This window comes from Agrococcus sp. ARC_14, from assembly GCF_022436485.1.
In the GTDB taxonomy this organism is placed as follows: domain Bacteria; phylum Actinomycetota; class Actinomycetes; order Actinomycetales; family Microbacteriaceae; genus Agrococcus.
In genome coordinates this window covers 2,066,320-2,090,946 of the sequence record NZ_JAKUDO010000001.1, presented here as the reverse complement: position 1 = coordinate 2,090,946, position 24,627 = coordinate 2,066,320, and the positions used below count along the sequence as shown (strand labels likewise).

At 71.6% G+C, this 24,627-nt stretch carries 23 protein-coding genes; 9 read left to right on the top strand and 14 right to left on the bottom strand.

Annotated elements, in window-relative coordinates; translation table 11 throughout:
• Nucleotides 1-35 precede the first annotated feature (35 nt).
• From metE to MKD51_RS10325, 8 genes are all read right to left on the bottom strand, one after another.
• Nucleotides 36-2,294, bottom strand: coding sequence for a 5-methyltetrahydropteroyltriglutamate--homocysteine S-methyltransferase (gene metE / locus MKD51_RS10360; RefSeq protein ID WP_240240223.1), 2,259 nt, complete (start codon nt 2,292-2,294; stop codon nt 36-38).
• Nucleotides 2,291-3,211, bottom strand: coding sequence for a methylenetetrahydrofolate reductase (locus tag MKD51_RS10355; protein WP_240240222.1), 921 nt, complete (start codon nt 3,209-3,211; stop codon nt 2,291-2,293). Before MKD51_RS10355 ends, metE begins: the two co-directional genes overlap by 4 nt.
• A complete protein-coding gene (locus MKD51_RS10350) occupies nt 3,208-4,494 on the bottom strand; it encodes an aminotransferase class I/II-fold pyridoxal phosphate-dependent enzyme (protein ID WP_240240221.1) in 1,287 nt (428 codons plus the stop codon). Before MKD51_RS10350 ends, MKD51_RS10355 begins: the two co-directional genes overlap by 4 nt.
• Nucleotides 4,491-5,690 (bottom strand): aminotransferase class I/II-fold pyridoxal phosphate-dependent enzyme, encoded by a 1,200-nt coding sequence (locus MKD51_RS10345; protein ID WP_240240220.1) that lies wholly within the window; start codon nt 5,688-5,690, stop codon nt 4,491-4,493. The genes MKD51_RS10350 and MKD51_RS10345 overlap by 4 nt, the downstream gene beginning before the upstream one ends.
• Before the next feature lie 129 nt (nt 5,691-5,819).
• Nucleotides 5,820-6,299, bottom strand: coding sequence for a DUF6328 family protein (locus tag MKD51_RS10340; protein WP_240240219.1), 480 nt, complete (start codon nt 6,297-6,299; stop codon nt 5,820-5,822).
• A 61-nt stretch (nt 6,300-6,360) separates the two neighbouring features.
• Nucleotides 6,361-6,618 (bottom strand): Rho termination factor N-terminal domain-containing protein, encoded by a 258-nt coding sequence (locus tag MKD51_RS10335; protein ID WP_240240218.1) that lies wholly within the window; start codon nt 6,616-6,618, stop codon nt 6,361-6,363.
• Nucleotides 6,618-7,499, bottom strand: coding sequence for an SDR family oxidoreductase (locus MKD51_RS10330; RefSeq protein ID WP_240240217.1), 882 nt, complete (start codon nt 7,497-7,499; stop codon nt 6,618-6,620). Before MKD51_RS10330 ends, MKD51_RS10335 begins: the two co-directional genes overlap by 1 nt.
• Entirely contained in the window at nt 7,459-8,472 is a 1,014-nt protein-coding gene (locus tag MKD51_RS10325; RefSeq protein WP_240240216.1) for an EamA family transporter, read from the bottom strand. The genes MKD51_RS10330 and MKD51_RS10325 overlap by 41 nt, the downstream gene beginning before the upstream one ends.
• Before the next feature lie 86 nt (nt 8,473-8,558).
• Here MKD51_RS10325 and MKD51_RS10320 point away from each other — a divergent pair, with 86 nt between their 5' ends.
• The 7 genes from MKD51_RS10320 to MKD51_RS10290 all read left to right on the top strand — a co-directional run bounded on the left by MKD51_RS10320 (nt 8,559) and on the right by MKD51_RS10290 (nt 16,564).
• The gene (locus tag MKD51_RS10320; protein WP_240240215.1) at nt 8,559-9,380 is read left to right on the top strand and encodes an EI24 domain-containing protein; all 822 of its coding nucleotides are present in this window, start codon (nt 8,559-8,561) and stop codon (nt 9,378-9,380) included.
• A 31-nt stretch (nt 9,381-9,411) separates the two neighbouring features.
• Nucleotides 9,412-10,605, top strand: coding sequence for a sugar diacid recognition domain-containing protein (locus MKD51_RS10315; protein WP_240240214.1), 1,194 nt, complete (start codon nt 9,412-9,414; stop codon nt 10,603-10,605).
• Nucleotides 10,606-10,653: 48 nt separating this feature from the next.
• On the top strand, nt 10,654-11,823 hold the full coding sequence (locus tag MKD51_RS10310; RefSeq protein ID WP_240240213.1) for a glycerate kinase: 1,170 nt from the start codon (nt 10,654-10,656) through the stop codon (nt 11,821-11,823).
• An 88-nt stretch (nt 11,824-11,911) separates the two neighbouring features.
• The gene (locus MKD51_RS10305; RefSeq protein ID WP_240240212.1) at nt 11,912-13,267 is read left to right on the top strand and encodes a GntP family permease; all 1,356 of its coding nucleotides are present in this window, start codon (nt 11,912-11,914) and stop codon (nt 13,265-13,267) included.
• A 71-nt stretch (nt 13,268-13,338) separates the two neighbouring features.
• Nucleotides 13,339-14,412, top strand: a complete 1,074-nt coding sequence (locus MKD51_RS10300) for a GNAT family N-acetyltransferase (RefSeq protein ID WP_240240211.1) — start codon at nt 13,339-13,341, stop codon at nt 14,410-14,412.
• Nucleotides 14,409-15,491 carry a GNAT family N-acetyltransferase gene (locus MKD51_RS10295; protein WP_240240210.1) on the top strand — a complete coding sequence of 361 codons (1,083 nt, stop codon included), beginning with the start codon at nt 14,409-14,411 and terminating at the stop codon, nt 15,489-15,491. The genes MKD51_RS10300 and MKD51_RS10295 overlap by 4 nt, the downstream gene beginning before the upstream one ends.
• An 8-nt stretch (nt 15,492-15,499) precedes the next feature.
• Nucleotides 15,500-16,564: a GNAT family N-acetyltransferase gene (locus MKD51_RS10290; RefSeq protein WP_240240209.1), complete on the top strand. Its 1,065-nt coding sequence runs from the start codon at nt 15,500-15,502 to the stop codon at nt 16,562-16,564.
• 9 nt (nt 16,565-16,573) lie between these two features.
• On the opposite strand, the gene MKD51_RS10285 is transcribed toward MKD51_RS10290, so the two are convergent.
• Nucleotides 16,574-17,038, bottom strand: a complete 465-nt coding sequence (locus MKD51_RS10285; RefSeq protein ID WP_240240208.1) for a phosphohydrolase — start codon at nt 17,036-17,038, stop codon at nt 16,574-16,576.
• A gap of 33 nt (nt 17,039-17,071) precedes the next feature.
• Between MKD51_RS10285 and MKD51_RS10280 the strand changes: the two genes are divergently transcribed.
• Nucleotides 17,072-17,587 (top strand): hypothetical protein, encoded by a 516-nt coding sequence (locus MKD51_RS10280; protein ID WP_240240207.1) that lies wholly within the window; start codon nt 17,072-17,074, stop codon nt 17,585-17,587.
• On the opposite strand, the gene MKD51_RS10275 is transcribed toward MKD51_RS10280, so the two are convergent.
• A complete protein-coding gene (locus MKD51_RS10275) occupies nt 17,545-18,606 on the bottom strand; it encodes an FUSC family protein (protein WP_240240206.1) in 1,062 nt (353 codons plus the stop codon). The genes MKD51_RS10280 and MKD51_RS10275 overlap by 43 nt on opposite strands.
• A gap of 59 nt (nt 18,607-18,665) precedes the next feature.
• On the opposite strand from MKD51_RS10275, the gene MKD51_RS10270 reads away from it, so the two are divergent.
• Nucleotides 18,666-19,829: a phosphotransferase gene (locus MKD51_RS10270; RefSeq protein ID WP_240240204.1), complete on the top strand. Its 1,164-nt coding sequence runs from the start codon at nt 18,666-18,668 to the stop codon at nt 19,827-19,829.
• A 72-nt stretch (nt 19,830-19,901) separates the two neighbouring features.
• On the opposite strand, the gene MKD51_RS10265 is transcribed toward MKD51_RS10270, so the two are convergent.
• From MKD51_RS10265 to MKD51_RS10250, 4 genes are all read right to left on the bottom strand, one after another.
• Nucleotides 19,902-20,987 (bottom strand): LLM class flavin-dependent oxidoreductase, encoded by a 1,086-nt coding sequence (locus tag MKD51_RS10265; protein WP_240240202.1) that lies wholly within the window; start codon nt 20,985-20,987, stop codon nt 19,902-19,904.
• Nucleotides 20,988-21,091: 104 nt separating this feature from the next.
• Nucleotides 21,092-22,681, bottom strand: a complete 1,590-nt coding sequence (locus MKD51_RS10260; protein WP_240240201.1) for a ubiquinol-cytochrome c reductase cytochrome b subunit — start codon at nt 22,679-22,681, stop codon at nt 21,092-21,094.
• The gene (locus MKD51_RS10255; protein ID WP_240240200.1) at nt 22,678-23,793 is read right to left on the bottom strand and encodes a Rieske 2Fe-2S domain-containing protein; all 1,116 of its coding nucleotides are present in this window, start codon (nt 23,791-23,793) and stop codon (nt 22,678-22,680) included. Before MKD51_RS10255 ends, MKD51_RS10260 begins: the two co-directional genes overlap by 4 nt.
• Before the next feature lie 30 nt (nt 23,794-23,823).
• Nucleotides 23,824-24,582, bottom strand: a complete 759-nt coding sequence (locus MKD51_RS10250) for a c-type cytochrome (protein ID WP_240240199.1) — start codon at nt 24,580-24,582, stop codon at nt 23,824-23,826.
• Between the last annotated feature and the right edge of the window lie 45 nt (nt 24,583-24,627).

Here is a 24,627-nt window from a genome sequence, read left to right as displayed (position 1 = left end):
GGATCTGGAACAATCGCCGCGCGCTCGCGCTCAGGTCACACCTTCACCGCGCGAGCGCGCTGCGCTGCTTCGACGAGACCTCGCAGGCTCGCGACGGTCTCGTCGTAGCCGCGGGTCTTCAGCCCGCAGTCGGGGTTGACCCACAGCAGGCCTTCGGGGATGCCGGCGGTCGCGGTGCCGAGCAGTCGGTCGAGCTCGTCGGCTGTCGGCACTCGGGGTGAGTGGATGTCATAGACACCCGGGCCGATGCCGCGCCCGAAGCCATGCTCGGTGAGCGCGCCGACGACCTCCATGCCAGACCGTGCGGCCTCGATGCTCGTCACGTCGGCGTCGAGACCGTCGATCGCCCCCACCACGGTGTTGAACTCGGAGTAGCAGAGGTGGGTGTGGATCTGGGTGGCAGGAGCAGCCGCGGCGGTCGCGAGGCGGAAGGCGCCCACCGACCAGTCGAGGTAGGCGGGCCGCGCCTCGCGCCGCAGCGGCAGCAGCTCGCGCAGGGCGGGCTCGTCGACCTGCACGATGCGGATGCCCGCTGCCTCGAGGTCGGCGATCTCGTCGGCGAGCGCGAGCGCGATCTGATCGGCCGTCTCGCCCAACGGCTGGTCGTCGCGCACGAACGACCACGCGAGGATCGTCACGGGACCGGTGAGCATGCCCTTGACGACGCGCTCGGTGAGCGACTGCGCGTAGGCGATCCACTCGACGGTGAAGGGGCCGCTCCGGGAGACATCGCCCCACAGGATCGACGGCCGCGTCGCCCGCGAGCCGTAGGACTGCACCCAGCCGTGCTGCGTGGCGGCGAAGCCATCGAAGTGCTCGGCGAAGTACTGCACCATGTCGTTGCGCTCGGGCTCGCCGTGCACGAGCACGTCGAGCCCCAGCTCCTCCTGCAGCTCGATGACGCGGCGCACCTCGGCGCGCAGCACCTCCGTGTAGCCCGCGTCGTCGAGCTCGCCGCGGGCGTGACGGGCGCGCGCGGTGCGGATCTCGCCGGTCTGCGGGAACGAGCCGATGGTGGTGGTCGGCAGCGGCGGCAGCTCGAGCACCTGCTGCTGCACTGCGGCGCGGTCGGCGTAGGGCGCGCGGTCGCGTGCATCGGCGGGCAGCGCGGCGAGCCGCGCGCGCACCGCGCCGTCGCGCACGCCCGGGGCTGCAGCGCGGTCGGCGACGGCGGCGCGGGCAGCGGCGAACGCAGCCTCGTCGACCGCACCGTGAGCGGCGGCGGCGAGCGCCACCACCTCCGCCACCTTCTGGTCGGCGAAGGCCAGCCACGACCGCAGTCGCTGCGGCAGCGCCTCCTCGATCGTCAGATCGTGCGGCACGTGCAGCAGGCTCGTGCTGGTGCCGACGGCGACCGGACCGCGCGCCGCGAGCGCTCGCACGCGCTCCAGGGCGCCGTCGAGGTCGGTGCGCCAGACATTGCGGCCGTGCACGACGCCGGCCACCAGCGGCGTGGCGCCGGTCTCGGGCGCCGTGCCGCGCACGAGGTCGATCGCGATGGCGTCGACCGCGTCGGCCAGCGGCTCGACGCGACCCGCGGCATCCCCGTGTCCGACGTGCAGCAGCACCCGCAGGCCAGCGGCCCGGAGCGCGAGCGCTCCGGCGCGCGCCACTGACTGCAGCTCGTCGAGGCTCACCTGCTCGAGGTCGGCGACCAGGGCGGGCTCGTCGAGCTGCACCCAGGTGGCACCGGCCGCCGCGAGGGCCTCGCCGAGGGCGCCGTAGGCGGGCACCAGGCGCTCTGCGAGCTCGATGGGGCGGATGCCCTCGGCCTTCGCGAGCGCGAGGTAGGTCGCGGGCCCGACCACCACGGGGCGGCCGTGCACGCCGGCGCGCGCTGCCTCGATGAACCTGTCGACGATGCGGGTGTCGGCGAGCGAGAAGGTGGTCTCGGCGTCGAGCTCCGGCACCAGGTAGTGGTAGTTCGAGTCGAGCCACTTGGTCATCTCGAGCGGCGCGTCGTCGCCGTCGCCGCGGGCCAGCAGCCACTCGCCGGCGAGCCCCACGGGGAGCCGCCCGCGCAGCCGCGGCGGCACGGCGCCGAAGGTCAGGGTGGCGTCGAGCACGTGGTCGTAGTGCGCTGCCTCGATCGGGATCGATGCGTCTGCGGCGCGCAGCCCCAGCGACTGCAGGCGATCGAGGTCGGCGAGCCGATTGGCGCTCGCCGCCGCGTGGAAGGCCGCGTCGTCGATGGCGCCGCGCCAGTGCGCCTCGAGGGCGCGCTTGAGCTCGCGGCGCCGGCCGATGCGCGGGTAGCCGAGGATCGTGCCGCCGGCGAAGAACGAGGTGGTCATGGTGCTCCCGTGGTGGTGAGTGGCAGTGCACCGACGCCCCGGAGGACGTCGATCGCGGGCTGGTGGTCGTTGAAGGTGTAGAGGTGCACGGCCGGCGGGTCGTGCTCTGCGAGCGCGCCGATCAGGGCGACGGCTGCGTCGACGCCGATGCGCACGGCATCCGCTGCGCTCGCCAGCTCGAGCCGATCGGCGAGCACGCGTGGCAGGCCCTCGCCCGCGAGCTCCGCGGAGCGCACCAGCCGGCGCAGCGAAGTCGGAATGGCGACGCCCGGCACGATCGGGATCGTGACGCCCCTGCCGCGAGCGAGCTCGACGAAGCGCGCGTAGTCGTAGGGGTCGAAGAACAGCTGCGTGATCGCCATGGTGGCGCCAGCAGCCTGCTTCGCCAGCAGCGCGTCGATGTCGGAGCGGTGCACGCCGGCGCCCGGGTGGCCGTTCGGGAAGGCGGCGACGGCCACGTCGACGGCCGCCCGCCGCTCCGACAGCGAGGAGGCGCGCAGGCCCGGCAGCCGCAGCTCCGCGTAGGGCACGCGCTCCGACTCGACGCGCTGGATCAGCTGCACGAGCTCCGACGCCGACTGCAGCGAGGTCGTCGGCAGCCGCACGCCCGCCTGCGGCGGGTCGCCGCGCAGGGCGAGGAAGCGGGTGATCCCGGCGTCGAGGAACTGTCGCACGAGCCGTGCGGTCTCGTCGACGCCGAGCCCCGTGCAGGTCAGGTGCGCCATCGGGTTCGCGCCGCCGTCGAGCAGCCGCTGCAGCACCGTCAGCGAGTGGCGCGAGGTGGAGCCGCCCGCGCCGAAGGTGACCGAGACGAACTCCGGCTCGAGGGCGATGAAGGCGTCGACCGCGGCGTCGACGCGGCGCGAGGCCGCCTCGTCGCGCGGCGGGAAGAGCTCGAAGGAGTAGCGCAGGCTCATGGGCTCACCCCATCGAGCGCCCGCAGCAGGTCGGCGACGATGTCGTCGGCCTGCTCGAGTCCGACGGAGATGCGCACGAGGCCCGGCGTGATGCCGAGGTCCAGGCGCTCCTGCTCGTCGAGCTTCCCGTGGATGGTGCTGCCGGTGTGGATCGCGAGCGTGCGCACGTCGCCGATGTGCGTCATCTGGCTGATCAGCCGCAGCCGGTCGAGGAAGGTGCGTGCTGCATCGCGCCCGCCGGCGAGGTCGATCGAGACGATCGAGCCAGCGCCGTCGGGCAGCAGCCGCGCGACGATCGCCTCCTGTCCGTCGCCTGCGCCGGGGTAGTGCACGCGGGAGATGGCGGGATGCGCTCGGAGCGCGTCGGCGACGGCGAGCGCGTTCGCGACGTGGCGCTCCATGCGCAGCGACAGCGTCTCGATGCCGTGCAGCAGCAGGAAGGCGCTCGTCGGCGGGAAGCTCGGGCCGTGCTCGAGCACCACCACCGCGCGCAGGTAGGCGGCGTAGGCCGCCGGGCCGCACCGCTCGACGAACGAGGCCACGCCGCCGGGCCGTCGCTCGTGCAGGTGCGGGAAGCGCGCGGCGGCCGCACCCCAGTCGAACGTGCCGCCATCGACGATGGCGCCGCCGATGACCGAGCCGTGGCCGCTCAGCCACTTGGACGTCGAATGGATGACGATGGCCGCGCCGTGCTCGAACGGGCGACACAGGTAGGGCGTCGCGACGGTGTTGTCGACCACGAGCGGCACGCCGGTGCGCGCCGAGACCCGGCCGAGCAGCGCGAGGTCGGCGACCTCGCCGAGCGGGTTCGCGATCGACTCCGCGTAGATCGCGCGGGTCTGGGGCCGCACGGCGGCGACCCAGGCATCCTCATCCGTCTCGATCGGCAGCGCCTCGAACTCGAGCCCCTGGCGGCGCAGCGCACCGCGCAGCATCTCGCGCGTGCCCTCATAGAGCCGGTCGGTGGTGAGGATGTGGTCGCCCGCCTGCGCGAGCGCCGCGAGCGCCATGGCGATCGCGGCCTGACCGCTCGCGACCAGCACGCCGTCGACGCCGCCCTCGAGATCGGCGATGCGGCTGCCCGCGACCACGTTCGTGGGGTTGTCGTTGCGCGAGTACGCGCGGCGGCGGCTGCGGCCGGCGAAGCGCTCGACGCCGTCGTCGAAGCTGTCGAAGACGTAGCCGGCGCTCTGGTAGATCGGGGTGACGCGCGCGCCGGCCTCGGCGTCGACGATCGCGCCGGCGTGGATCTGCCTGGTCGCGAACCCCAGCCCGGCGGTCATCGGGCGCCGCCGGCGCTCACCGGCTGCAGCGCAGCGGCGATCCGGTCGACCGCCTCCGCAAGCACGGGCGCGGGGGTGGCGAACACGAGCCGCACGTGCTGTTCGGAGCCGACGCCGCAGAGCGAGCCGTCGGTGAGGGTGACGCCGGCCCGCTCGCGCAGCAGCGTCGCGGGGGAGTCGGTGCCGAGCGCGAGCCCGCCGAGGTCGAGCCAGGCGAGGTACGTGGCCTCCGGCGCGTGCCAGCGCACGCCCGGCAGGCGCTCGGCGAGCAGCGCGCCCAGCAGGTCGCGATTGCGCTGCAGGTAGTCGACGGTGCCGTCGAGCCACGCGGCGCCCTCGCGGTAGGCGGCGGTCGAGGCGATCACGCCGAGCGTCGACGCCCCGTGCACGACGGCGAAGCCGAAGCGCCGATAGGCCGCCTCATCCGCCTCGTTCGACGTGATGAGCTGCGCGGTCTTCAGGCCAGGGATGTTCCAGGCCTTCGACGCGCTCGTGCCGGTGATCGTGTGGGCGGCGGTGGCGGCGGAGATGGATGCGTAGGGCACGTGCGTGCGTCCGTCGAAGCGGATCGACGCGTGGATCTCGTCGGCGAACACGCGGCCGCCGCGGCGCTCGACGACCGCCGCGATGCGCTCGAGCTCCTCGCGCGGCAGCACCGTGCCGGTGGGATTGTGCGGATTGCAGAGCACGAGCGTGCCTGCGCCTGCGGCGAACGCGCGGTCGATGCCCTCCAGGTCGTGCTGCCACCGCCCCTCCACCACGACGCCCGGCACCTGCACGACCTGGCGCCCGAGCGTCTCGAGGAAGGTGAGGAAGGGCATGTAGGCCGGGGTCGGCACGATCACCGCGGAGCCTGCCGGCGAGAACTCCTCGACGGCGACGCCGAGCGCCGCCATCACGTCGGAGACGGCGTGCACGCGCTCGGGATCGATCCGCCAGCCGTGCTCGCGCGCCTGCCACTCGGCGGTCGCGGCGGCGAGATCTGCAGCGGTCGCGGGGGAGAGGTAGCCGAGCACGTCGTCGTCGACGGCCCGTCGCAGCGCCTCGCGCACGGCGGGCGCGGTGCCGAAGTCCATCTCTGCCACCCAGGCGCCGATCGTGCCGGGGTGCAGGCTCCACTTGCGGCTCGACGGGCGCTCCAGGTCGACCCTGGTCAAGCCGTCCCACGCGTGCTCGTCGCGACAGTGCGCCCTCATCGCAGCCCTCCATCTGTGCCGGTGCGGTCAGCCTGGCAGGGGGCTGGAGCGCTCGGCCAGGGCACCGGTAACGCGGCGCAACAGAGTGCGCGGTGCTGCGGATGGGTCGGGTGCGGCCGAGCGTGCGGCTCAGGCCTCGCGGTCGGGCGCGTGACGGTGCGCCGACCAGGCGAGCGCCCAGAGCGTGACCACGACGGCGACCGTCAGGCCGGCCGCCCACAGACCCGCGGCCTGCGAGACCACGACCTCGAAGATGAACGAGGTGACGCCGACCACGAGCGCGGAGACCACCACGAGCGTCGCGATCAGCAGGCGATTGCCGAGCTGCACGACGTCGGCCTTCATGCGCTTGGCGAAGTGCAGCCGGTGCACGACCACGGGCGTCATGCCCAGCAGCGTCGCGAGCCCGGCGATGGCGACCAGCACGAGGTAGTGCACGATCTCGTCGCCGTCGAGATCCCGGAACCCGGTCTGGAACGCGACCGCCAGCAGGAAGCCCGAGATCAGCTGGGTGCCCGTGAGCACCACGCGCAGCTCCTGCAGGATGTCGGCGAAGTTGCGATCTGCGCGCTCCTCCGGCGTCTCATCGCGCCCCTGCTGCTGCTCCACAGCGGCATCCTCTCACCGACCGGCGCCCCGCGGTGCGGCGCGCTCGCGGGGCGCCGTCGTGTCAGTGGTTGCGCAGCTGCTCGATGAGCTCGTCCTTCTTCAGGCCGGAGTAGCCCTCGATCCCGAGCTCCTTCGCCCGGTGACGCAGCTCGTCGACGGTGCGATCGTCGTAGTCCTCGGCCTCGCCGCCGCGCTCGCCGACCTCGTCGCGGCCGTCGCGGGCTGCGGCGTTGGCGATGCGCGCCGACTTCTCCTTCGAGTTGCCCTCGTCGCGGAGCTTCTCGTACAGCTCCTCGTCCTTGATGTGCGGATCTGGCATCAGAATCCCCTTCCTCCGGTGACGGGCACGATCGCACCCGAGACATACGACGCCTCCTCGCTCGCGAGGTAGACGTAGGCGCCCGCGAGCTCAGCGGGCTGGCCCGCGCGGCCCAGCGGCGTGTTCTTGCCGAACTCCTCGACCTTCTCGTCGGGGAAGTCGGTCGCCGGGATGAGCGGCGTCCAGATCGGGCCCGGCGCCACTCCGTTGACGCGGATGCCGCGCTCGCCGAGCTCGACGGCGAGGGCCTCGACGTAGGCGACGAGCGCCGCCTTGGTCATCGCGTAGTCGAGCAGGCCGGGGGATGGCTCCTCCGCCTGGATCGAGGTGGTGGCGATGATGGATGCGCCGGGGCGCAGATGCGGGACGGCCTCGCGGGCGAGCACGAGCGCGGCGACGAGATTCGTGCGGAACACGCGCTCGACCTCTGCCACCTCGAGCTGCTCGATGCCGTTCCGCTGCCGCTGGTAGGCCGCATTGCTGATCAGCACGTCGAGGCCGCCGAGCTGCTCGACGGCACCCGCGACCGCGTCGATGCAGCCCTGCTCCTCGCCGAGGTCGAGGGCCATCGCGTGGAAGCGCCGACCTTCGGCCTCGACGAGCCTGCCCGTCTCTGCGGCATCCTCCGCCTCTTCCTGCAGGTGCACGATCGCGACGTCGGCGCCCTCGCGCGCATAGGCGATGGCGACGGCACGGCCGATGCCGCTGTCGCCGCCGGTGATGAGCGCGCGCAGACCGGTGAGCCTGCCGCTGCCGACCCAGCTCGACTCGCCGTGGTCGGGCTCGGGGGCCGTCTGCTCGGTGTGCCCGGGCTGCGCGTCCTGCTGCTGCGCCGGGAAGTCAGCGCTGCGGTGCTTCGTCCGTGGGTCGTCCTGCGTCATGCTCGGCTCCTTCGGGTTCGCTGTACCCCGACGCTACTCCGAGCGCTGTGCCCGTCAACCGGCGCGTCCCGCGGCGCGGTGCGGTGAGCAGCGCGATCCCGAGCGCCACCACCGCGAGACCGATCCAGCCGATGATCGCAGGCCGCTCGCCGACCACGAGCACGGCGAGCACGGTCGCGACGATGGGCTCCGCGAGCGCGATCGTCGTCGCCGTCGAGGAGGCGAGCATGCGCAGGCCGTAGCCGAACAGCAGGTAGCTCAGCGCCATGGGCACGAGCGCCAGGTAGCCGACCGTGAGGAGCCCGGCGGGGGAGGCGAGGGAGCCGAGACCGATGATGGCCAGCCAGCTGAGGCAGACGAGGCCGCCGACCAGGAACAGGGCGCCCATCGCCCCCGTGGAGGGTGCGCCACGGCCGATGAGCCTCGCCCCCGCGAAGGCATACAGCGCGTAGCCCAGCCCCGCCACGAGCGCCAACGCCACGCCCGCGGGCGCGGCCGACGCATCCGCGGCACCGGCCGCTCCGTGGCCGCCTCCGCCGAGGGTGAGCAGCACGATGCCGACCACGGCGACGCCGGTCGCGACCGCCCAGCGAAGGTCGGGCCGCCGCCGGTCGACCGCCCACTCGAGCAGCGCGGCGAAGATGGGGCCGGAGCCGAGCGCGACCACGTTGCCGACGGCGACGCCGGCGAGCGACATCGAGGGGTAGTAGGCGGCGGGGTAGAGCACGACGCCGACCGCGCCGGCGAGCACCCAGCCGAGGTGCGCGCGCTGCCGCAGCACCGCCAGCACGCGCTTCGCAGACACGGCGGCGAGCACGACGCCGCCGATGCCGAACGTGGCGAGGCCGATCGCGAGCGCGGAGGCGCCGTCCGGGGCGAAGTGGGCGACCGTGCCCGTCGTGCCCCACAGCACTGCCGCGAGCAGGACGGCGATGGCGTGCGTCGGCCGCGTCGAGGCGGTGGGGGTCTGCACGACTCGATCCTACGGATCGCGCTCCACGCGGATGCCACCGCCCGCACGCCCGGGCGCACCCCAGGCTCGCATGCCAGCATGGCCGTATGCGGCATCGGATCTCAGAGCTCTTCGCGGGCGCCGGCCTGTTCCTGCGCGGCTTCGGCACCTGGGCGAAGAGCCCCGGCCTCATGGCGATGGGCGCGGTGCCCGCACTCATCGTCGGCACGCTCATGCTCGCGCTCGTCATCATCCTGAGCTTCCAGGTGGGCGGATGGGCGGCCGCGCTCACGCCGTTCGCGAACGGCTGGGATCCCGTGTGGGCAGACCTGCTGCGCGTGGCGCTGAGCCTCGGCCTCCTCGTCGGCGTGATCGTGCTGTGCGTGCTCACCTTCGCCGCCGTGACGCTCGCCGTCGGCGACCCGTTCTACGAGCGGATCTCCCGCTCGGTGGATCAGCGGCTCGGCGGCGACCACGAGGCGCCGGAGCTCGGATTCTGGGGCTCGGTGCGCAAGGGGCTGCGCGATGCGGTCGTGCTGATCGGCATGGCCATCGGCACGGGACTCGTGGTGTTCGTCGTCGGCCTCATCCCGCTCGTCGGCACCGCGCTCGGCCTCACGCTCGGCGCGATCCTGGGCGGCAGGGCGCTCGCGCGCGAGCTGACCGGCTACGCGGGCGATGCCCGCGGGCTCTCGCTCGCCGATCGTCGCGTGCTGCTGCGCACGCGCTCGTGGCGCACCATGGGCTTCGGCATCGTCGCCTACCTGCTGCTGCTGATCCCCGGGGTCGCCGTGATCGCGACGCCCGTCGCGATCGTGGGCGCGACCCTGCTGGTGCGCGACCTGCGCGGGGAGCCCACGACTGCGCCGACCGCCGCGCCGACGAGCGCCCCACCGGCGGCACCGCCGGCTGCCCCTGGCACCCCGTAGCGCGCCGCACGCGCAAACCTAGACTGCAGGCATGCCCACGTACTTGAGCGCGGCGCTTGCCCAGCGCATCGTCGAGCAGCTCGAGTCGACGCTCGAGACCAACCTCAACCTGATGGATGCGGCCGGGCTGATCATCGCCTCCGGCGACGCGAGTCGGGTTGGCCAGCACCACCCCGGGGCGCGCGAGGCGGCCGAGCGCGGCGCGCCTGTCGAGGTGCGTGCCGAGACCGCACGGCCCGGTGAGCGCCCCGGGGTCAACCTGCCGCTGCTCCACCGCGGCCGCATCATCGGCGTCGTCGGCGTGACGGGCGATCCCGTGACCGTGCGACCCATCGCCGCTGTGCTCGTCCTGACCATCGCGCTGCTGCTCGACCGCGAGCTCGAGCTCGGTCAGGAGGCGCGCCGCGATGCGCAGGACCGCGAGCTGCTCGCACGACTCGTCTTCGGCACGACGCCGAGGCTCGCGCTGGCCTCGCTGCAGCGCCGCCGCGCCGACATCCCAGCTCCGTGGGTGCTGCACGCGGTGCTGTCCACCACCCAGCAGGATGCAGCGTTCGATCCGCGCACGGTGGCGCAGCTGCGGGTCCGCGCGGGCGAGGCGCCGGCGATCGTCGCCGTGCTGCGCGGGACGATGTGGATCCTCAGGTCAGCCGCGGCGGGCGCTGCCGCACCCAGGCGCGTCCGCGTCTCACCGCTGCTGCTCGAGCAGCTGGGCACGGAGGTACGGGTCGTCAGCTCGCTGCGCTGCGAGTCGGCGGAGGCGCTCAGGCTCGAGGCCGCCCAGCTCGCGCTGCTCGCGGCGCGGCCCGAGCTGCTGCCGGACGCCTCAGCGCCGCTCGACACGGCGTCGCTGGGCGTGGAGGCCGCAGCGGCGATGCTGCCGGCCGACACCGCGGAGGCGTTCCGCAGACACCTTGCCGGGCTGCGCGTCGTCGATCTCGACACGCTCCGCCACTTCCTCGACACCGGCAGCGTCGCGGCCGCCGCGCTGCGTGGCTACACGCACAGGAACACGGTCATGCAGCGGCTCGCGCGGGTGACCAGGATCTCGGGGCTCGATCCTCGTGCTGCGGGCGACGCGGCCACGCTCCGCCTCGCGCTCGTGCTGCAGCGAGCTGTGCGGCCGATCGAGCCGGAGCCGTCACCCGCGTCCGAGCCCGAGCTCGGCGGCGAGCCGGGTGTGCAGCATGCACACCTTGCGACGGTCGATCCGTCCGAGACGTAGCCACCTCGCCCATTCCATCGGGCGAGGGCCGAATCTAGGCTCGATCCCATGCCTGGCCGCCGACGCCCACTCATCGTGGCAGCTCCCGACTCGTTCAAGGGAAGCTGCTCGGCCGCGATCGCTGCGCAGGCGATGCTGGAGGGCGCTCGGAGCGTCTTCGGCGACGACGCGGACTACCTCGCGCTCCCGCTCGCCGATGGCGGCGAGGGCACGCTCGATGCGATGCTCGCGGCCTGGGGTCAGGAACCGCGCCAGGTGCAGACGACGGATGCCCTGGGGCGGCCGCGGAGGGCCCGGTACGGCCTGAGCCGCGATCGCGGCACGGCCATCATCGAGGCGGCAGAGGCCAACGGGCTGCCATGGGTTGCCGACCAGCCGCTGCAGCCGCTCGACGCCGACACCGCAGGCGTCGGCACGATCGCGCTCGCCGCGCTCGCCGACGGCGCCGACGCGCTGCTGCTGTGCATCGGCGGATCGGCGACGAGTGACGGCGGCGTCGGCCTGCTGACCGCACTGGGGGCCCGGTTCCTCGACGCGCAGGGCGCGCAGGTGCGGCCCGGCGCGCGCGGCCTGGCCGACGTCGTCCGGATCGACGTCGACGGGCTCGACGCGCGGGCACGCGACGCCGGCTGGCGCATCGCGGTCGACGTCGACAACCCGCTCTGCGGGCCCAGGGGCGCTGCTGCGGTGTTCGGCCCGCAGAAGGGCGCCGACGCCGCCGCCATCGCCGTCATCGACGCCGGGCTCCTGCATCTCGCCGAGGTGCTCGCGCAGACCGTGGGGATCGATCCCGGCGCGCTGCTGCGCCGCCCCGGCCTCGGGGGCGCCGGTGGCATGGCCCTCGCCGCTGTCGCGCTGCTCGGGGCCGAGACGGTCGCCGGCTCCGACCTCGTCGGCGAGGCCATCGGCGTGCGCTCGGCGATGCTCGGCGCATCGCTGGTGCTCACGGGGGAGGGCCAGCTCGACTCGCAGTCGCTCGGCGGCAAGGTCGTCGACCTCGTGCGTCGCGAAGCGCCCACGGGCACCCCCATCGTCGTCATCGCAGGAACGGTGCGACTCAGCGCCGCGGAATGCCGCGAGGCAGGCATCACCGCGGCCTTCTCCATCGCGGATGGGCCGGCGACGCTCGACGAGCTCGTGGCCGACGCCCCCCGGCGCATCGCCGAGACCGCAGCGCACGGATGCGCGCTGCTCACGGCGGCGCTGCGCGAGCGATGACACTGCTCGCCGCCACGGCGCCACGCGCCGGCGGCATCCACCGACCGGGACGTCACCGGAGACCTCCCCGAAAGAGAGAGACCGCACCATGCTGGATCTGCTGACACTCCTGCTGCTCGTGATCGGGATCGTGGTCGTCACGGCCCGCTTCAAGATCTCGCCGTTCCTCGCGCTGCTCGCCGCCGCATTCATCGGCGCCTTCGCCTTCCGGCTGCCGGCTGAGGAGATCATCCCGACGATCACGACCTCGTTCGGCAACACGATGGGCGGCATCGGGCTCGTGATCCTGTTCGGCACGATGATCGGCGTGCTGCTCGAGCGCTCCGGCGGCGCGATCGCCATGGCCGACGGCATCATCAAGCTGATGGGGACGCGGTTCCCGACCCTCACCATGAGCATCATCGGCTACATCGTCTCGATCCCGGTGTTCTGCGACTCCGGCTTCGTGATCCTCAACTCGCTGAAGAAGGCGATCGCGGCCCGCACCGGCACGTCGCTCGTCGCGATGTCGATCGCGCTCATGACCGGCCTGTACGCCACGCACACGCTCGTGCCGCCGACGCCGGGACCCCTCGCGGCCGCCTCGAACCTCGAGGTCGCCGACAGCCTCGGCCTGCTCATCGGCCTCGGTCTCATCGTCGCCGCCGTCTCTGCGGGCGTCGCGCTGCTGTACGCGAACCGCTTCCTCAAGCGCGAGGTCGAGCTGCTGCCGGTCGGCGAGGGCGAGGTCGAGCAGAGCTACGACGAGCTCCGCGCGTCGTACGGCAGGCTGCCCAACGGGATGCTGGCCTTCCTGCCGATCCTGCTGCCGATCATCCTCATCTGCCTCTCGTCGATCGCGAAGCTGCCGATGCAGCCGTTCGGCGATGGCTGGTTCACGCAGACCGTCACCTTCACCGGCACGCCGGTCGTGGCGCTCGGGCTCGGGCTCATCGTCGCGATCTTCCTGCTGCGCGGCCACGGCAAGCTCGAGCGCTTCAACACGCAGATCGTCGACTCGATCACGATCGCAGCGCCGATCCTCATGATCACGGCGGCAGGCGCGGCCTTCGGTGGCGTGCTCGGCGCGAGCAGCATCACCGACTTCCTCTCCGAGCACCTCGCGACACTCGGCCTCGGCATCGCGGTGCCGTTCATCATCTCGGCGGCGCTGAAGACGGCGCAGGGCTCCTCGACCGTCGCGATGGTCACGACGTCGGTCATGCTGCTGCCGATCCTGCCGTCGCTCGGCCTCGACTCGCCCACCGGCGCGGTGCTCTCGGTGCTCGCGATCGGGGCGGGCGCCATGGTCGTCTCGCACGCCAACGACTCCTACTTCTGGGTGGTGTCGCAGTTCAGCCGCATCCCGACGGCGACCGCCTACCGCACGCTCACGCCCGCGACCGGCCTGCAGGGCGTCGCGGCCTTCGCCACCGTCTGGGTGATGAGCCTGATCCTGCTGTAGGAGCGGCGAGCCGACGACGGCCCCGCGGGGCGCGTCGTAGGCTGGTGGGGCCCGCCACACCGAGAGGTTCCATGCCCATCGCAGCTTCCGTCCGCCGCGCCTCCTCCGACGAGATCGTCGAGTGGGATGCGCTCATCGAGACGAACCCCGACGGCGGCCACATGGTCCAGTCGCTCGCGTTCGCCCAGACGAAGCGGTTCGACGGTCTCGAGCCCGTCTTCCTCGTGATCGACGCGCCGGTGCCCGACGGCGCGACCGAGCGCATCCACGCCCTCGCCCTCGAGGGGAAGGTCTCGCTGGGCCGCTACTGGTACCTGCCGATGGGGCCGACCGCGACCGACATGGCGCCCGTCGTCGCGGCGCTGCGCTCGTTCGCGGCCGAGGAGCCCGGGCTGCTGGTCGTGAAGATCGAGCCGCACCTCGAGCGCTCGCCGGAGCGCATCAACGAGCTCGTCGCCCTCGGCCTCGAGCAGAGTCGCGACATGCAGGTCATGACGCACACGGTCGTGCTCGATCTCACGATGGGTGAAGAGGAGCTCTTCGCCTCCTTCTCGCAGATGATCCGGCGTCAGGTGCGCGGTGCGACCAAGAAGGGCTACCGCGTCGAGCGGCCAGAGCCGAGCCCTGCCACCTTCGACCGCATGTACGCGATGATGCTCACCGTCGCGGGCGGCAAGGGCATGGCGGGCATGCGCGAGCGCGCCTACTACGACGAGTTCTGGGGCGCGTTCACCGCCAACGGCACCGGCCGCTTCTACTTCGGCTACGACGACGACTCCGGCGAGCCGCAGTCGGGCATCTTCGTGACGACCGCAGGCCGCACCGTGGTCTACAAGGACGGCGGCTCGCGCCCCGACCGCAAGATCAACGGCGGCTCTGCGCTGCTGCTGTGGACGGCGATGCAGGACGCGATCGCCGACGGCAAGCTGGCCTTCGACCTGGCGGGCACGCCGCCGCCGGAGCGCGCCGACGACCCCACGCATCCGTTCCACGGCCTGGCGCAGTTCAAGCTGCGCTTCGGCCAGATCTCGAGCTTCCTGCCGTCGTTCGACCTGGTGCTGCAGCCGATGCGCCACCGGCTGTGGGAGCGCGTCGTCCGCCGCATCGAGTGGCGCATCAAGAAGGGCCCGGACACCCTGCGATGACCGGCGCGCAGACCACGACCGCGCGAGCAACCACCGTCCGCTTCGCGACGGATGACGAGATCGCGCGCTGGGACGCCCTGATCGAGCTGAACCCCGACGGCGGCATCATGACGAGCGCTCGCGCGATGGGCGAGATCAAGCGCTACGACCGCCTGCAGCCGCGCTTCCTCGTCGTCGAGGGCGCGCAGACCGTCTACGCGCTCGCGCATGAGGGCACGGTCTGGCTCGGTCGCTACTGGTACATCCCGCTCGGACCCACCTGCGACGACCTCGAGGGCATGGTGGCGGCGCTGCGCGCGTTCGGCATGCAGCAGCAGGGTCTCCTCGCCATCAAGGTCGAGCCGCACCTCCTGCGCAGCCCCGAATTGATCGCCCGCATGGAGGCCGCAGGCACGGTGCGCAGCCGCGACATGCAGCTGCTCACGCACACGGTCGTGCTCGACCTCACGCTCGGCGACGAGCTCATCATGGAGTTCCAGAAGAAGCTGCGCTCCTCGATCCGCGGTGCTGAGACCAAGGGCTACCGGATCGAGCGGATCGAGGCGCAGGATGCCACCGAGGCCGACTTCGAGCGCTTCTACGAGCTGCTCAAGACGATCAACGGCGGCAAGGGCGTCGCCGCGATGCGGGAGTACGCCTACTACCGGCTGTTCTGGGGCGAGTTCGCGAAGTCCCGCAACGGCCGCTTCTACTTCGGCTACGACGGCGAGGGCGACGAGGCGCAGGCTGCGATCTTCGTGACGCTCGCCGGCCGCACCGCCGTCTACAAGGACGGCGGCTCTCGCCCCTCGCGGGCCATCGCCGGGGGAGCCGCGCTGCTGCTGTGGCGCGCGATGCAGGATGCCGCCGCCGACGGCAAGACGGCCTTCGACCTGTGCGGCACCCCGCGGCCGGAGCAGATGGACGACGAGACGCACTGGTACTACGGCGTCGGCCAGTTCAAGAAGAAGTTCGGGCCGGTCGTGAGCTACCTGCCGTCGTTCGACATCGTGCTGCGCCGCGCGCGCCACCTGCTCTGGGAGCGGGCCGTGCGTCGCATCGAGTGGCGCATCAAGCCCGGCACCGACGCACTGCGATAGGAGCCAGCATGACCACCGCATGGACCATCCGCCGCGCGCGGCAGGACGAGCTGACCGACTGGGATGCCCGCGTCGAGGCGAACCCCGACGGCGGCCAGTGGACCCAGGGCCTCGCCTACGCGCGCCTGAAGTCCACCGAGCGCCTCCATCCCGTCTTCCTGGTGCTCGAGGGCCCGGCCACCGTGCATGTGCTCGCGCTCGAGCACCGCAGCCTCGCCGGCCGCTTCTGGTACCTGCCGCTCGGGCCGGGTGCGGCCTTCGAGGATCTGCCGGGCATCGCGGATGCGCTGCGCGCTGCCCGCGGGGATGTCACGGAGGGCGTGTACGCGGTCAAGGTGGAGCCCTACGAGATCGACACGCCCGAGCGGCGCGCGGCGCTCGAGGCCGCGGGCTTCCGCCGCACGAACACCATCCAGCAGAACATCCACACGGTGCTCGTCGACCTGCAGCCCTCGGTGGACGACATCTTCGCTGGCTTCAACAAGAAGCTGCGCAACCACATCCGCAACGCCGTCAAGCACGGCTACCGGGTGGAGAAGATGGAGCCGGGGGAGTCGACCTACCGGCAGATGTACGAGCTCATGCAGACCGTCGCGGGCGGCAAGGGCGTCGCGTCGATGAAGCCCTACGACTACTACCGCACGCTCTGGGCTGAGCTGTGCGAGCGCGGCCAGGGCCACTTCTGGTTCGGCTACGACGGCGCGCACGACGGCCCCCAGGCATCCGCGTTCATGATCGGCTTCGGGCGCTACGCGCTCGCCAAGGACGGCGGCTCCGTGCCGGACCGCGCGATCCGCGGTGGCGCGCACCTGATGCGCTGGACGGCCATGCAGTGGTTCAAGGAGCAGGGCCGCGAGGTCTACGACACCTACGCGACGCCGCCGTCGTGGCTCGCCGACGACGAGTCGCACCGCATGCACGGGCCCGGCATCTTCAAGCGCCTGTTCGGCCCCATCGTCGACCACCTGCCGAGCCACGACCTCGTGCTCGACGAGCGGCGCTACCGACTGTTCCTGCGGCTGCTGCTGCCGATCGAGCGCCGGGTGCGCAGGCGCCCGTGGGGCATCTGGTAGGGCTGCGGCTCAGCTGACCTCGCGCCCGCAGATCGCGTCGAGCGTCGTGCCGAGCAGCTCGGCAGCGCGGCGGTACTGCGCCAGCATCCGCGCGCGCGTCGCGGCATCGGGCATGGCGTCGAGCCGCCACGCCTGCGCGTTGTCGCGCAGGTCGGCGTGCTTGACGGCCGTGGCGAGCGCATCCGCCCGGATGCGCGCCACCGAGTGCTCCAGCGGCTCGTCGGGCCGGATGGTGAGGGCGTCGACGGCGTCGACGATCGGCCGCGGGAAGTGCTCGCCGAGAAACTCCCGCGTCGTGATGGTGCCCCACTCGATGACGTCGTGGAGGATCGCCACCGCGCGTGCGTCGTCGCCCGCGACGTCGAGCATGACGCGGATCGCGTGAGCCACGTAGGGCTCGCCCTGACGGTCGGTGCGGCCCTGATATGCGCGCGCCGCGACGAGGATCGCGTGCTGCAGACCGCCGACCTCCATGACGTGAAGCGTAGCGGCGGTTATCCTGAAGCCATGTCACGCGTCGCAGACCCCGCCGAGCTCGCTCGGCTGCTCCGCGGCACCTGGGCGATCCGCGCGACGACCTTCCCGTACTGGACGAACGCGCAGCGCAAGAACACCCGCGTCACCTACGAGCTTGTGCGCAACTCGCCGCTGCAGCTGCGCGAGGTCTACGAGTACCACCGCCCCGACAAGGGCGACCGCGAGGTCATCGCCGAGGCCGCGTGGGCCGGCAGGCACTTCTCGTGGCGCATGCTCGGCCGCTCGCGGCTGCTGGCGAGCGCCTACGTGGTCTCCGACACGCCCGCGACGCCCGACATCATCGCCATCCACTACGGCAGGTCGACGCTGCTGCGCCAGCCCGCCGTCACGATCCTCGCCCGCCCCCACCTCGATCCCGACCAGGTGCGCAGATCGGTCTCGATCGACACCCATTCGTTCGAGCTGAGCGCCGAGGAGTTCTGGCGGCTGCAGTGGCTGGTTCCCTACACGCCCTCGGCGTCGGCCGCCAGCGACTCCCTGGCCTGACGCACGTCCTCCAGCAGGGCGCCGATGAGCACCCAGTGCTCGGGATGGGGCCGTGGCACCTCGATCGGCTTCGTCAGCAGCGGGCCGTCGATCGCAGGCATCGACGTCGTCCTGCCGTCGTCGCGCGCCTGCCGGTCGACGAGCATGCGCACCTCGTGCGCGATCCTGCGCGACTCGGAGGCGATGCGCCGCACGGTGGGATCCCCGGCGATGGATGCGTCGGCACCGAATGCGTCGGCGCGATCGGCGATGGAGCGCGACATGCCGATGACGCGGTTCGCCAGCACCGTGAGGGTGAGCAGCAGCTGCTCGTCGCGCTCGAGCCTGCCGCGCAGGCCCTTCGCACGCGGGTTGAGGCGCGTGGACTCCTCGAGTGCGTCCATCGCCCCTCTGGTCGACTGGATCCCGCTGCGCAGCGCCCTGGCGTCCTCGAGCAGTTGCTGGGGCGGTGCCGCTGACGTGAGCGAGCGGTCGACGCGCTCGTAGGCGTCGGCGATGGCATGCGCGAGCTCGCGCATGACTCGCTCTGCCGGCTCGTGATGCACGGGCGGCACGACCACGAGGTTGATGATCAGCGCGATGACCGCGCCGATGAGGGTCTCCACGACGCGCTCGAAGCCGAACAGCGGCCCGCTGCCAGCGCCGAGCGCCAGCAGGATCATGGCGCTGATCGGCACCTGGTTGGCCGCCATCGGGGCCAGCCGCAGCAGCCGCGCGACGATCACCGCGAGCACGGTGACGGCGAGCACCATCATCGGGCCCGGCGGCAGCACGAGGCTCGCGAGCCAGGCGAGCACGACGCCGCCCAGCACGCCGATCGAGCGCTCGATGCCCTTGCCGAGCGACTGGTTGACGCTGGGCGCGACGACCAGCAGCGCCGCGATCGCGGCGAAGACCGGCAGCTCGATGCCCAGCAGCAGCTGGCTCGCGAACCACGACAGCGCGATCGCGACGACGACCTTCAGCACCTGCAGCCATGACTCCTGCTGCTCGGTCATGAGACGTCCCAGCCAACGCATGGCTCAACGATACGCGTGCCGTGGCAGGAACTCGGGCGCCTGGGTGTTGGATGGGGCCCATGCTCGACAACGCCGCCGCCGTGCTCATGCGGCTCCTCGCCGAGAGCGGCCGCGAGCTCGTCGACTTCGCGCAGAAGGATGTCGAGCCTGTCAACGAGGGCTTCATCGTGGGCTTCTCCTGCGGGGTCCGCACGCCGCAGGACACCATCGAGCGGGTGACGATCTACGTCAACACCTCGCCGACCGCTCCGACCGACGAGCACACGGTCGAGCTCGCCGACGCATCCGGTCGCAGGCTGACCGCCTGGGTGTACCCGCAGGATCCGTCACTGCCATCGCTGCCCGCTGTCTCCTACCCCGAGGCCGCGGGCGTCGTGCTGGCGAAGTTCGGCATCGCCGCGGAGGGCGCGAGCCTGCGCATGGAGGCGTACCGCCCCGGCAAGCGCGCGGTGCTGCGCGTCGACACCGCCACCGACAGCTGGTTCGCGAAGGTCGTGCACCCCTCGCTCGCCGCCACGATCCACGACCTGCACGAGCGCTTCCGTGGCGCCGGCATCCCCGTGCCGCGCTCGCTGGGCTTCTCGGAGGCGGGCCTGGTGCTGCTCGGTGAGCTGCCCGGCGTTCCCGCGATCGACGTCTTCGAGCGGATCGACCGGCCGCGCTTCGCCCGCGGGCTCGACGAGCTCACCCGCCACATCGCGAGCGTGCCCGTGACGATCGGCGCCAGGGAGTCGCTGGCCCGCCGCGTCGACTGGTACGCGGATCGCATGGAGGAGACGGCGCCGGTCTTCGCGCGGCAGACGGCCAAGCTGGCCGCCGCCGTGCGGGAGCGCTACGCGGCGACGCCGGTGCCGCGACCCGTCACGATCCACGGCGACCTGCACCTCGGCCAGATCTTCGTCGACGAGCAGGACCCGTCGGCGATCACCGGCATCCTCGACATCGACACGGCAGGCCTCGGCGACCCGGCCGACGACCGCGGTGCACTGTTCGGGCACGTGGTGGTCTCTGCCATCGAGCGCGCGCCGTCGGCGGAGTCGGCGCACGCGCTCGCCGCGTTCGCCGACGAGCTGCAGGCCGGCTGGGAGGGCGACGCCCGCGTCACGGCGATCGCGGTGACGCACCTGCTCGGTCACGCGCTCGCCAACGCCGGCCGCGGCGACGACCGCGGCGCATCCTCGGCGCAGCGGCTGCTGGAGCGCGCCGAGGCCGTGCTCGCCTAGTCGCGCCGACCCATCCGCTCTCCGGCAGAGATTGGTCATCGGCCGCCAAGGCGGGCGCATACCGGCCGATGGTCACATCTCTGCAGGCGATGCAGGCGATGCAGGCGCCCCGAGCAGCTGCCGCACGCGCGGGATGACCTCCGTGCCGAACAGCTCGAGCGAGCGCAGGTTGTCGGCGTGGCTGGTGCCCGAGTCGTACTTCAGGTCGAAGCGCTCGACACCGAGCGTCTGTGCCGCCCAGGCGATCTTCTGCGCCACCGTCTCGGGGCTGCCTGCGAACATCGCGCCGTGCTCGCTGACCTGTTCGTCGAACTCGCGCTCGGTCGCATCGCCCCAGCCGCGCTCCCGCCCGATGCGGTTGCGGAAGACCATCCACTGCGGCATGAGGATGCGCTTGGCCTCGGCATCCGACTCGGCGACGAGGCCGGGGGAGTGCATGCCGACGCGGCCGAGCGGTGTGCCATCGGCAGCGGTGTGCCCGAACTGCTCCATCGCCTTCCGGTAGAGCCCGGCGAAGGGCGCGAACTGCGCGGGGCTGCCGCCGATGATCGCGAGCATCATGTCGAAGCCGTGCTTCGCCGTGCGGATGACCGACTCCGGTGAGCCGCCGACGCCGACCCAGACCGGCATCCGCCCGCCCTGCTCCGCAGCGTGCGAGCGCGGGAAGACCGACTGCTCCGACAGCGACGTGCGCAGGCGGCCGCTCCACGTGACCGGCTCCTCGCGCACGAGGGCGGCGAGCAGCTCCAGGCGCTCCTCGAAGAGGTCCTGGTAGTCCTCGAGCCGGTAGCCGAAGAGCGGGAACGACTCGACGAACGAGCCACGCCCCACGATCAGCTCTGCGCGACCGCCTGAGACGCCGTCGAGCGTCGAGAACTGCTCGAACACCCGCACGGGGTCATTCGAGGAGAGCACCGTGACGGCGGTGCCGAGGCGGATGCGCTCGGTCACCGACGCGAGCGCGCCCAGCACGATCTCCGGCGCGCTGGCCGCGAAGTCTGCCCGGTGGTGCTCGCCGATGCCGAAGAACGCCATGCCGGCCCGCTCGGCCGCGACGCCCTCGGCGACGACATCGCGCAGCACCTGCGCGTGGCTCACCGGACGGCCGTCGACGACGGGGACTGCTGCGAAGGTGTGTGCGCCGAACTCGATGCTCATGGGTGGTGTCCTCTCCACCCGGGTCAACGCATCCGGGGTGCGGCTATTCCTTCAGAATCGAACGACGAAGGGGCCCGGGTGAACCGGGCCCCTTCGTCTCCGACTCAGTGGTGGTCGTGGCGAGACGCCTCGATCTCGCCGCGCGTGACCGGCGCGATGCGGTCCTCGAAGAACCAGCGGGTGAGGGCGGCGCGCGCGTGCGTGAACGGCGTGATCTTGCCGTCGGCGTTGGGCCGCACCATCACGGGCTCGTAGCTCTCGAAGGACTTGAGCTTCCAGGACTGGTACTCGTCGAGCTGCTCGTGCACCTCGATGTACTCGCCACCGGGGAGCCTGCGGATGTTGCCCGACTCGTAGCCGTGCAGCAGGATCTCGCGATCCTTCTTCTGCAGGCCGAGCGCGATGCGCTTCGTGAGCCAGTACACCAGCACCGTGCCCAGGATGAGCGCCGCCTGCAGCGCCCAGGTGACCTGGAAGACGTTCAGGTGGAAGTGCGTCGCGATCAGGTCCGACGAGGCCGCGGCCCAGAGGATCGCGTAGAACCAGACGCCTGCAGCGCCGATCGCGGTGCGCGTCGGGTTGTTGCGGGGACGCTCGGCGATGTGGTGCTCGCGCTTGTCGCCCGTGATCCACGCCTCGATGAACGGATAGAACATCACCAGCACGATGAACCCGCCGAGCACGACCAGCGGTATCAGGATGTTCCACGAGAAGGTCAAGCCGAACAGCTCGGATTCGAGTCCTGGCGCCAATCGCAGCGCGCCGTCGGCGAAGCCGATGTACCAGTCTGGCTGGGTGCCCGCCGAGACGGGCGACGGATCGTACGGCCCGTACTCCCAGACCGGCAGGATGGTGAAGGTCGATGCGATCGCCACCAGCACGCCGAAGACGATGAAGAAGAACGAGCCTGCCTTCGCAGCGAACAGCGGCATGATCGGCGCGCCGACGACGACATCGTTGGTCTTGCCGGGGCCGGCGAAGTCGGTGTGCTTGTTGACGATCAGCAGCACCATGTGAATGCCGATGAACGCGATCACGAGCGCAGGCAGCAGCATGATGTGCAGCACGAACAGGCGCGGCACGATGTCGGAGCCGGGGAAGATGCCGCCGAACAGCAGGTACGAGATCCAGGTGCCGACGACGGGGATGCCCTTGACCATGCCGTTGATGATCGCCAGGCCGTTGCCCGAGAGCAGGTCGTCGGGCAGCGAGTAGCCGGTGAAGCCCTCAGCCATCGCGAGGATGAAGAGGATGAAGCCGACGACCCAGTTGATCTCGCGAGGCTTGCGGAAGGCGCCCGTGAAGAACACGCGCAGCATGTGCAGGCCGATGGCGGCGACGAACAGCAGCGCCGACCAGTGGTGCAGCTGCCGCATGAGCAGGCCGCCGCGGATGTCGAAGGAGATGTCGAGCGTCGAGGCGTACGCGGCCGACATCGCGACGCCCTTGAGCGGCACGTAGGAGCCCTCGTAGTGGACCTCGGTCATCGACGGCTCGAAGAAGAACGTCAGGAACGTGCCGGAGAGCAGGATCGCGACGAACGAGTAGAGGATGATCTCGCCGAGCATGAACGACCAGTGGTCGGGGAAGACCTTGCGGCCGAGTGCCGACACCATGCTCGAGATGCTGGTGCGCTCGTCGATGTAGTTCGACGCCTTCGACGTGAGGGAGGGACGCGTGGCGGTGGCGGTCATGCGCGGGTCTCCGTCTCAGCGGCCGAGAGCGGGATGTGCGCCTCTTCGTCGACGTGGTGCAGGCGCTCGAAGAACGAGGCGCCGATGGGCTCGGTGAAGTCGCGCCGTGCGACGAGGTAGCCCTCGTCGTCGACGGTGATCGGCAGCTGCGGCAGCGGGCGCTTCGCGGGGCCGAAGACGACCTTCGCGTGCTCGGTGACGTCGAACGTCGACTGGTGGCAGGGGCACAGCAGGTGGTGCGTCTGCTGCTCGTAGAGCGCGACGGGGCAGCCGACGTGGGTGCAGATCTTGGAGTACGCGACGATGCCGTCGTACGACCAGTCCTCGCGGCCGGGAGCGATCTTCAGCCGGTCGGTCGGCACGCGGACGAGCAGCACGGCGGCGAGCGCCTTCTGGTCGAGATAGCCCTCGTTGTGGCCGATGGAGGCGAGCTCCTCGGGGATGACGTGGAAGGCGGAGCCGATCGTGACGTCCGCTGCCCTGATGGGGGAGCCAGAGGGATCGAGCGCCAGGCGCGAGCCCGGGCGCCACATCGTGTGCGCGATCGCCTCTGCAGCGTCCTGCGCGGGGGCGAGGTCGCGGAACAGCACGACGGCGGGCAGCGGCAGCAGCGCGACGGCCCCGATGAGCGTGTTGCGGATCAGCGAGCGGCGCGAGAAGCCAGACTCCTCGTCGCCGAGCTGGAAGATCTCGACGGCGCGGGCGCGCGTCTGCTCGGAGCCGCGCGAGGGGTGGCGCTCCTCCACGACCTCGTGGCTGCTCATGAGCTGACGAGCCCAGTGCATGCCGCCGAAGCCGATGCCGAGCAGCCCCAGTGCGATGGCGAGGCCGAGGAACAGGTTGTTCAGCCGCACGCTCGCCATGTTGCCGAGCTCGATCGGCACGGCGATGTAGGCGACGATCGCGAGCACGGAGCCGATGATCGATGCGAGGAACCACCCGACGACCTGGCGCTCTGCTCGGCGCTCCTTGTGCGGGTGCAGATCCGTCTGGCGCGGTCGATGCGGGGGAAGGCCCGGGTTCTCGAACGCGTCCGACTGCTCGATGGCTGCACCGCGGTCGTAGGCGACCACCTCGTGCTGTCCAGGAGCCGACTGGTCCTCAGCCGACATGCTGTTCCTCTCTGTGTCCTGCGCCATGGATCAGTTCGGCTTCGACGTGAGCCAGACCGTGATCGCGACGATGCCGCCGAGACCGAAGATCCAGATGAACAGACCCTCCGAGACCGGGCCGAGGCTGCCGAGATCGAAGCCGCCGACCGAGGGGTTCTCGTCCAGGTAGTGCAGGTACGCGATGATCTGGCGCTTCTGATCCGGGGAGATGTTGTTGTCGTTGAACACCGGCATGTTCTGCGGGCCGGTCAGCATCGCCTCGTAGATGTGCGCGGCGTCGATGTCGTGCAGGTTCGGGGCGAACTTGCCCTCTGTGAGGGCGCCGCCCGCGCCGGCGAGGTTGTGGCACATCGCGCAGTTGATGCGGAACAGCTCACCGCCCTCAGCGAGCTCCTCGTCGGAGACCGCGGACGTGTCGAGCTGCTCCTCGGAGGGGCGCTCCGGGCCGGGAGCGAGCGAGCCGATCCAGTCGCCCATCGCATCCGACTGCTCCTGCGTGAACTGCGGAGCGCGCTGCAGCGCCTGCGGGCCCTGGAAGGCCATGGGCATGCGGCCGGTCATGACCTGGAAGTTGACCGATGCCGCGCCGACGCCGATGAGGCTCGTGCCGTGCTCGGTGCCCTCGGCGTTCAGGCCGTGACAGGTCGCGCAGTTCGCCCGGAACAGCTCAGCGCCGTCCTCGGCGGTCAGTGCCTGCGAGTGCGCGGACGAGCCAGCGGGCTCGGCGTTCGCGACCGTGCTGACGGCCGCGGATGCGCCGCCAGCGGCGACCAGCCCGATGAGGAGCATGGCAGCGCTCGCCAGCGGATGCCTGCGACCAGTCTTCTTGCGTGA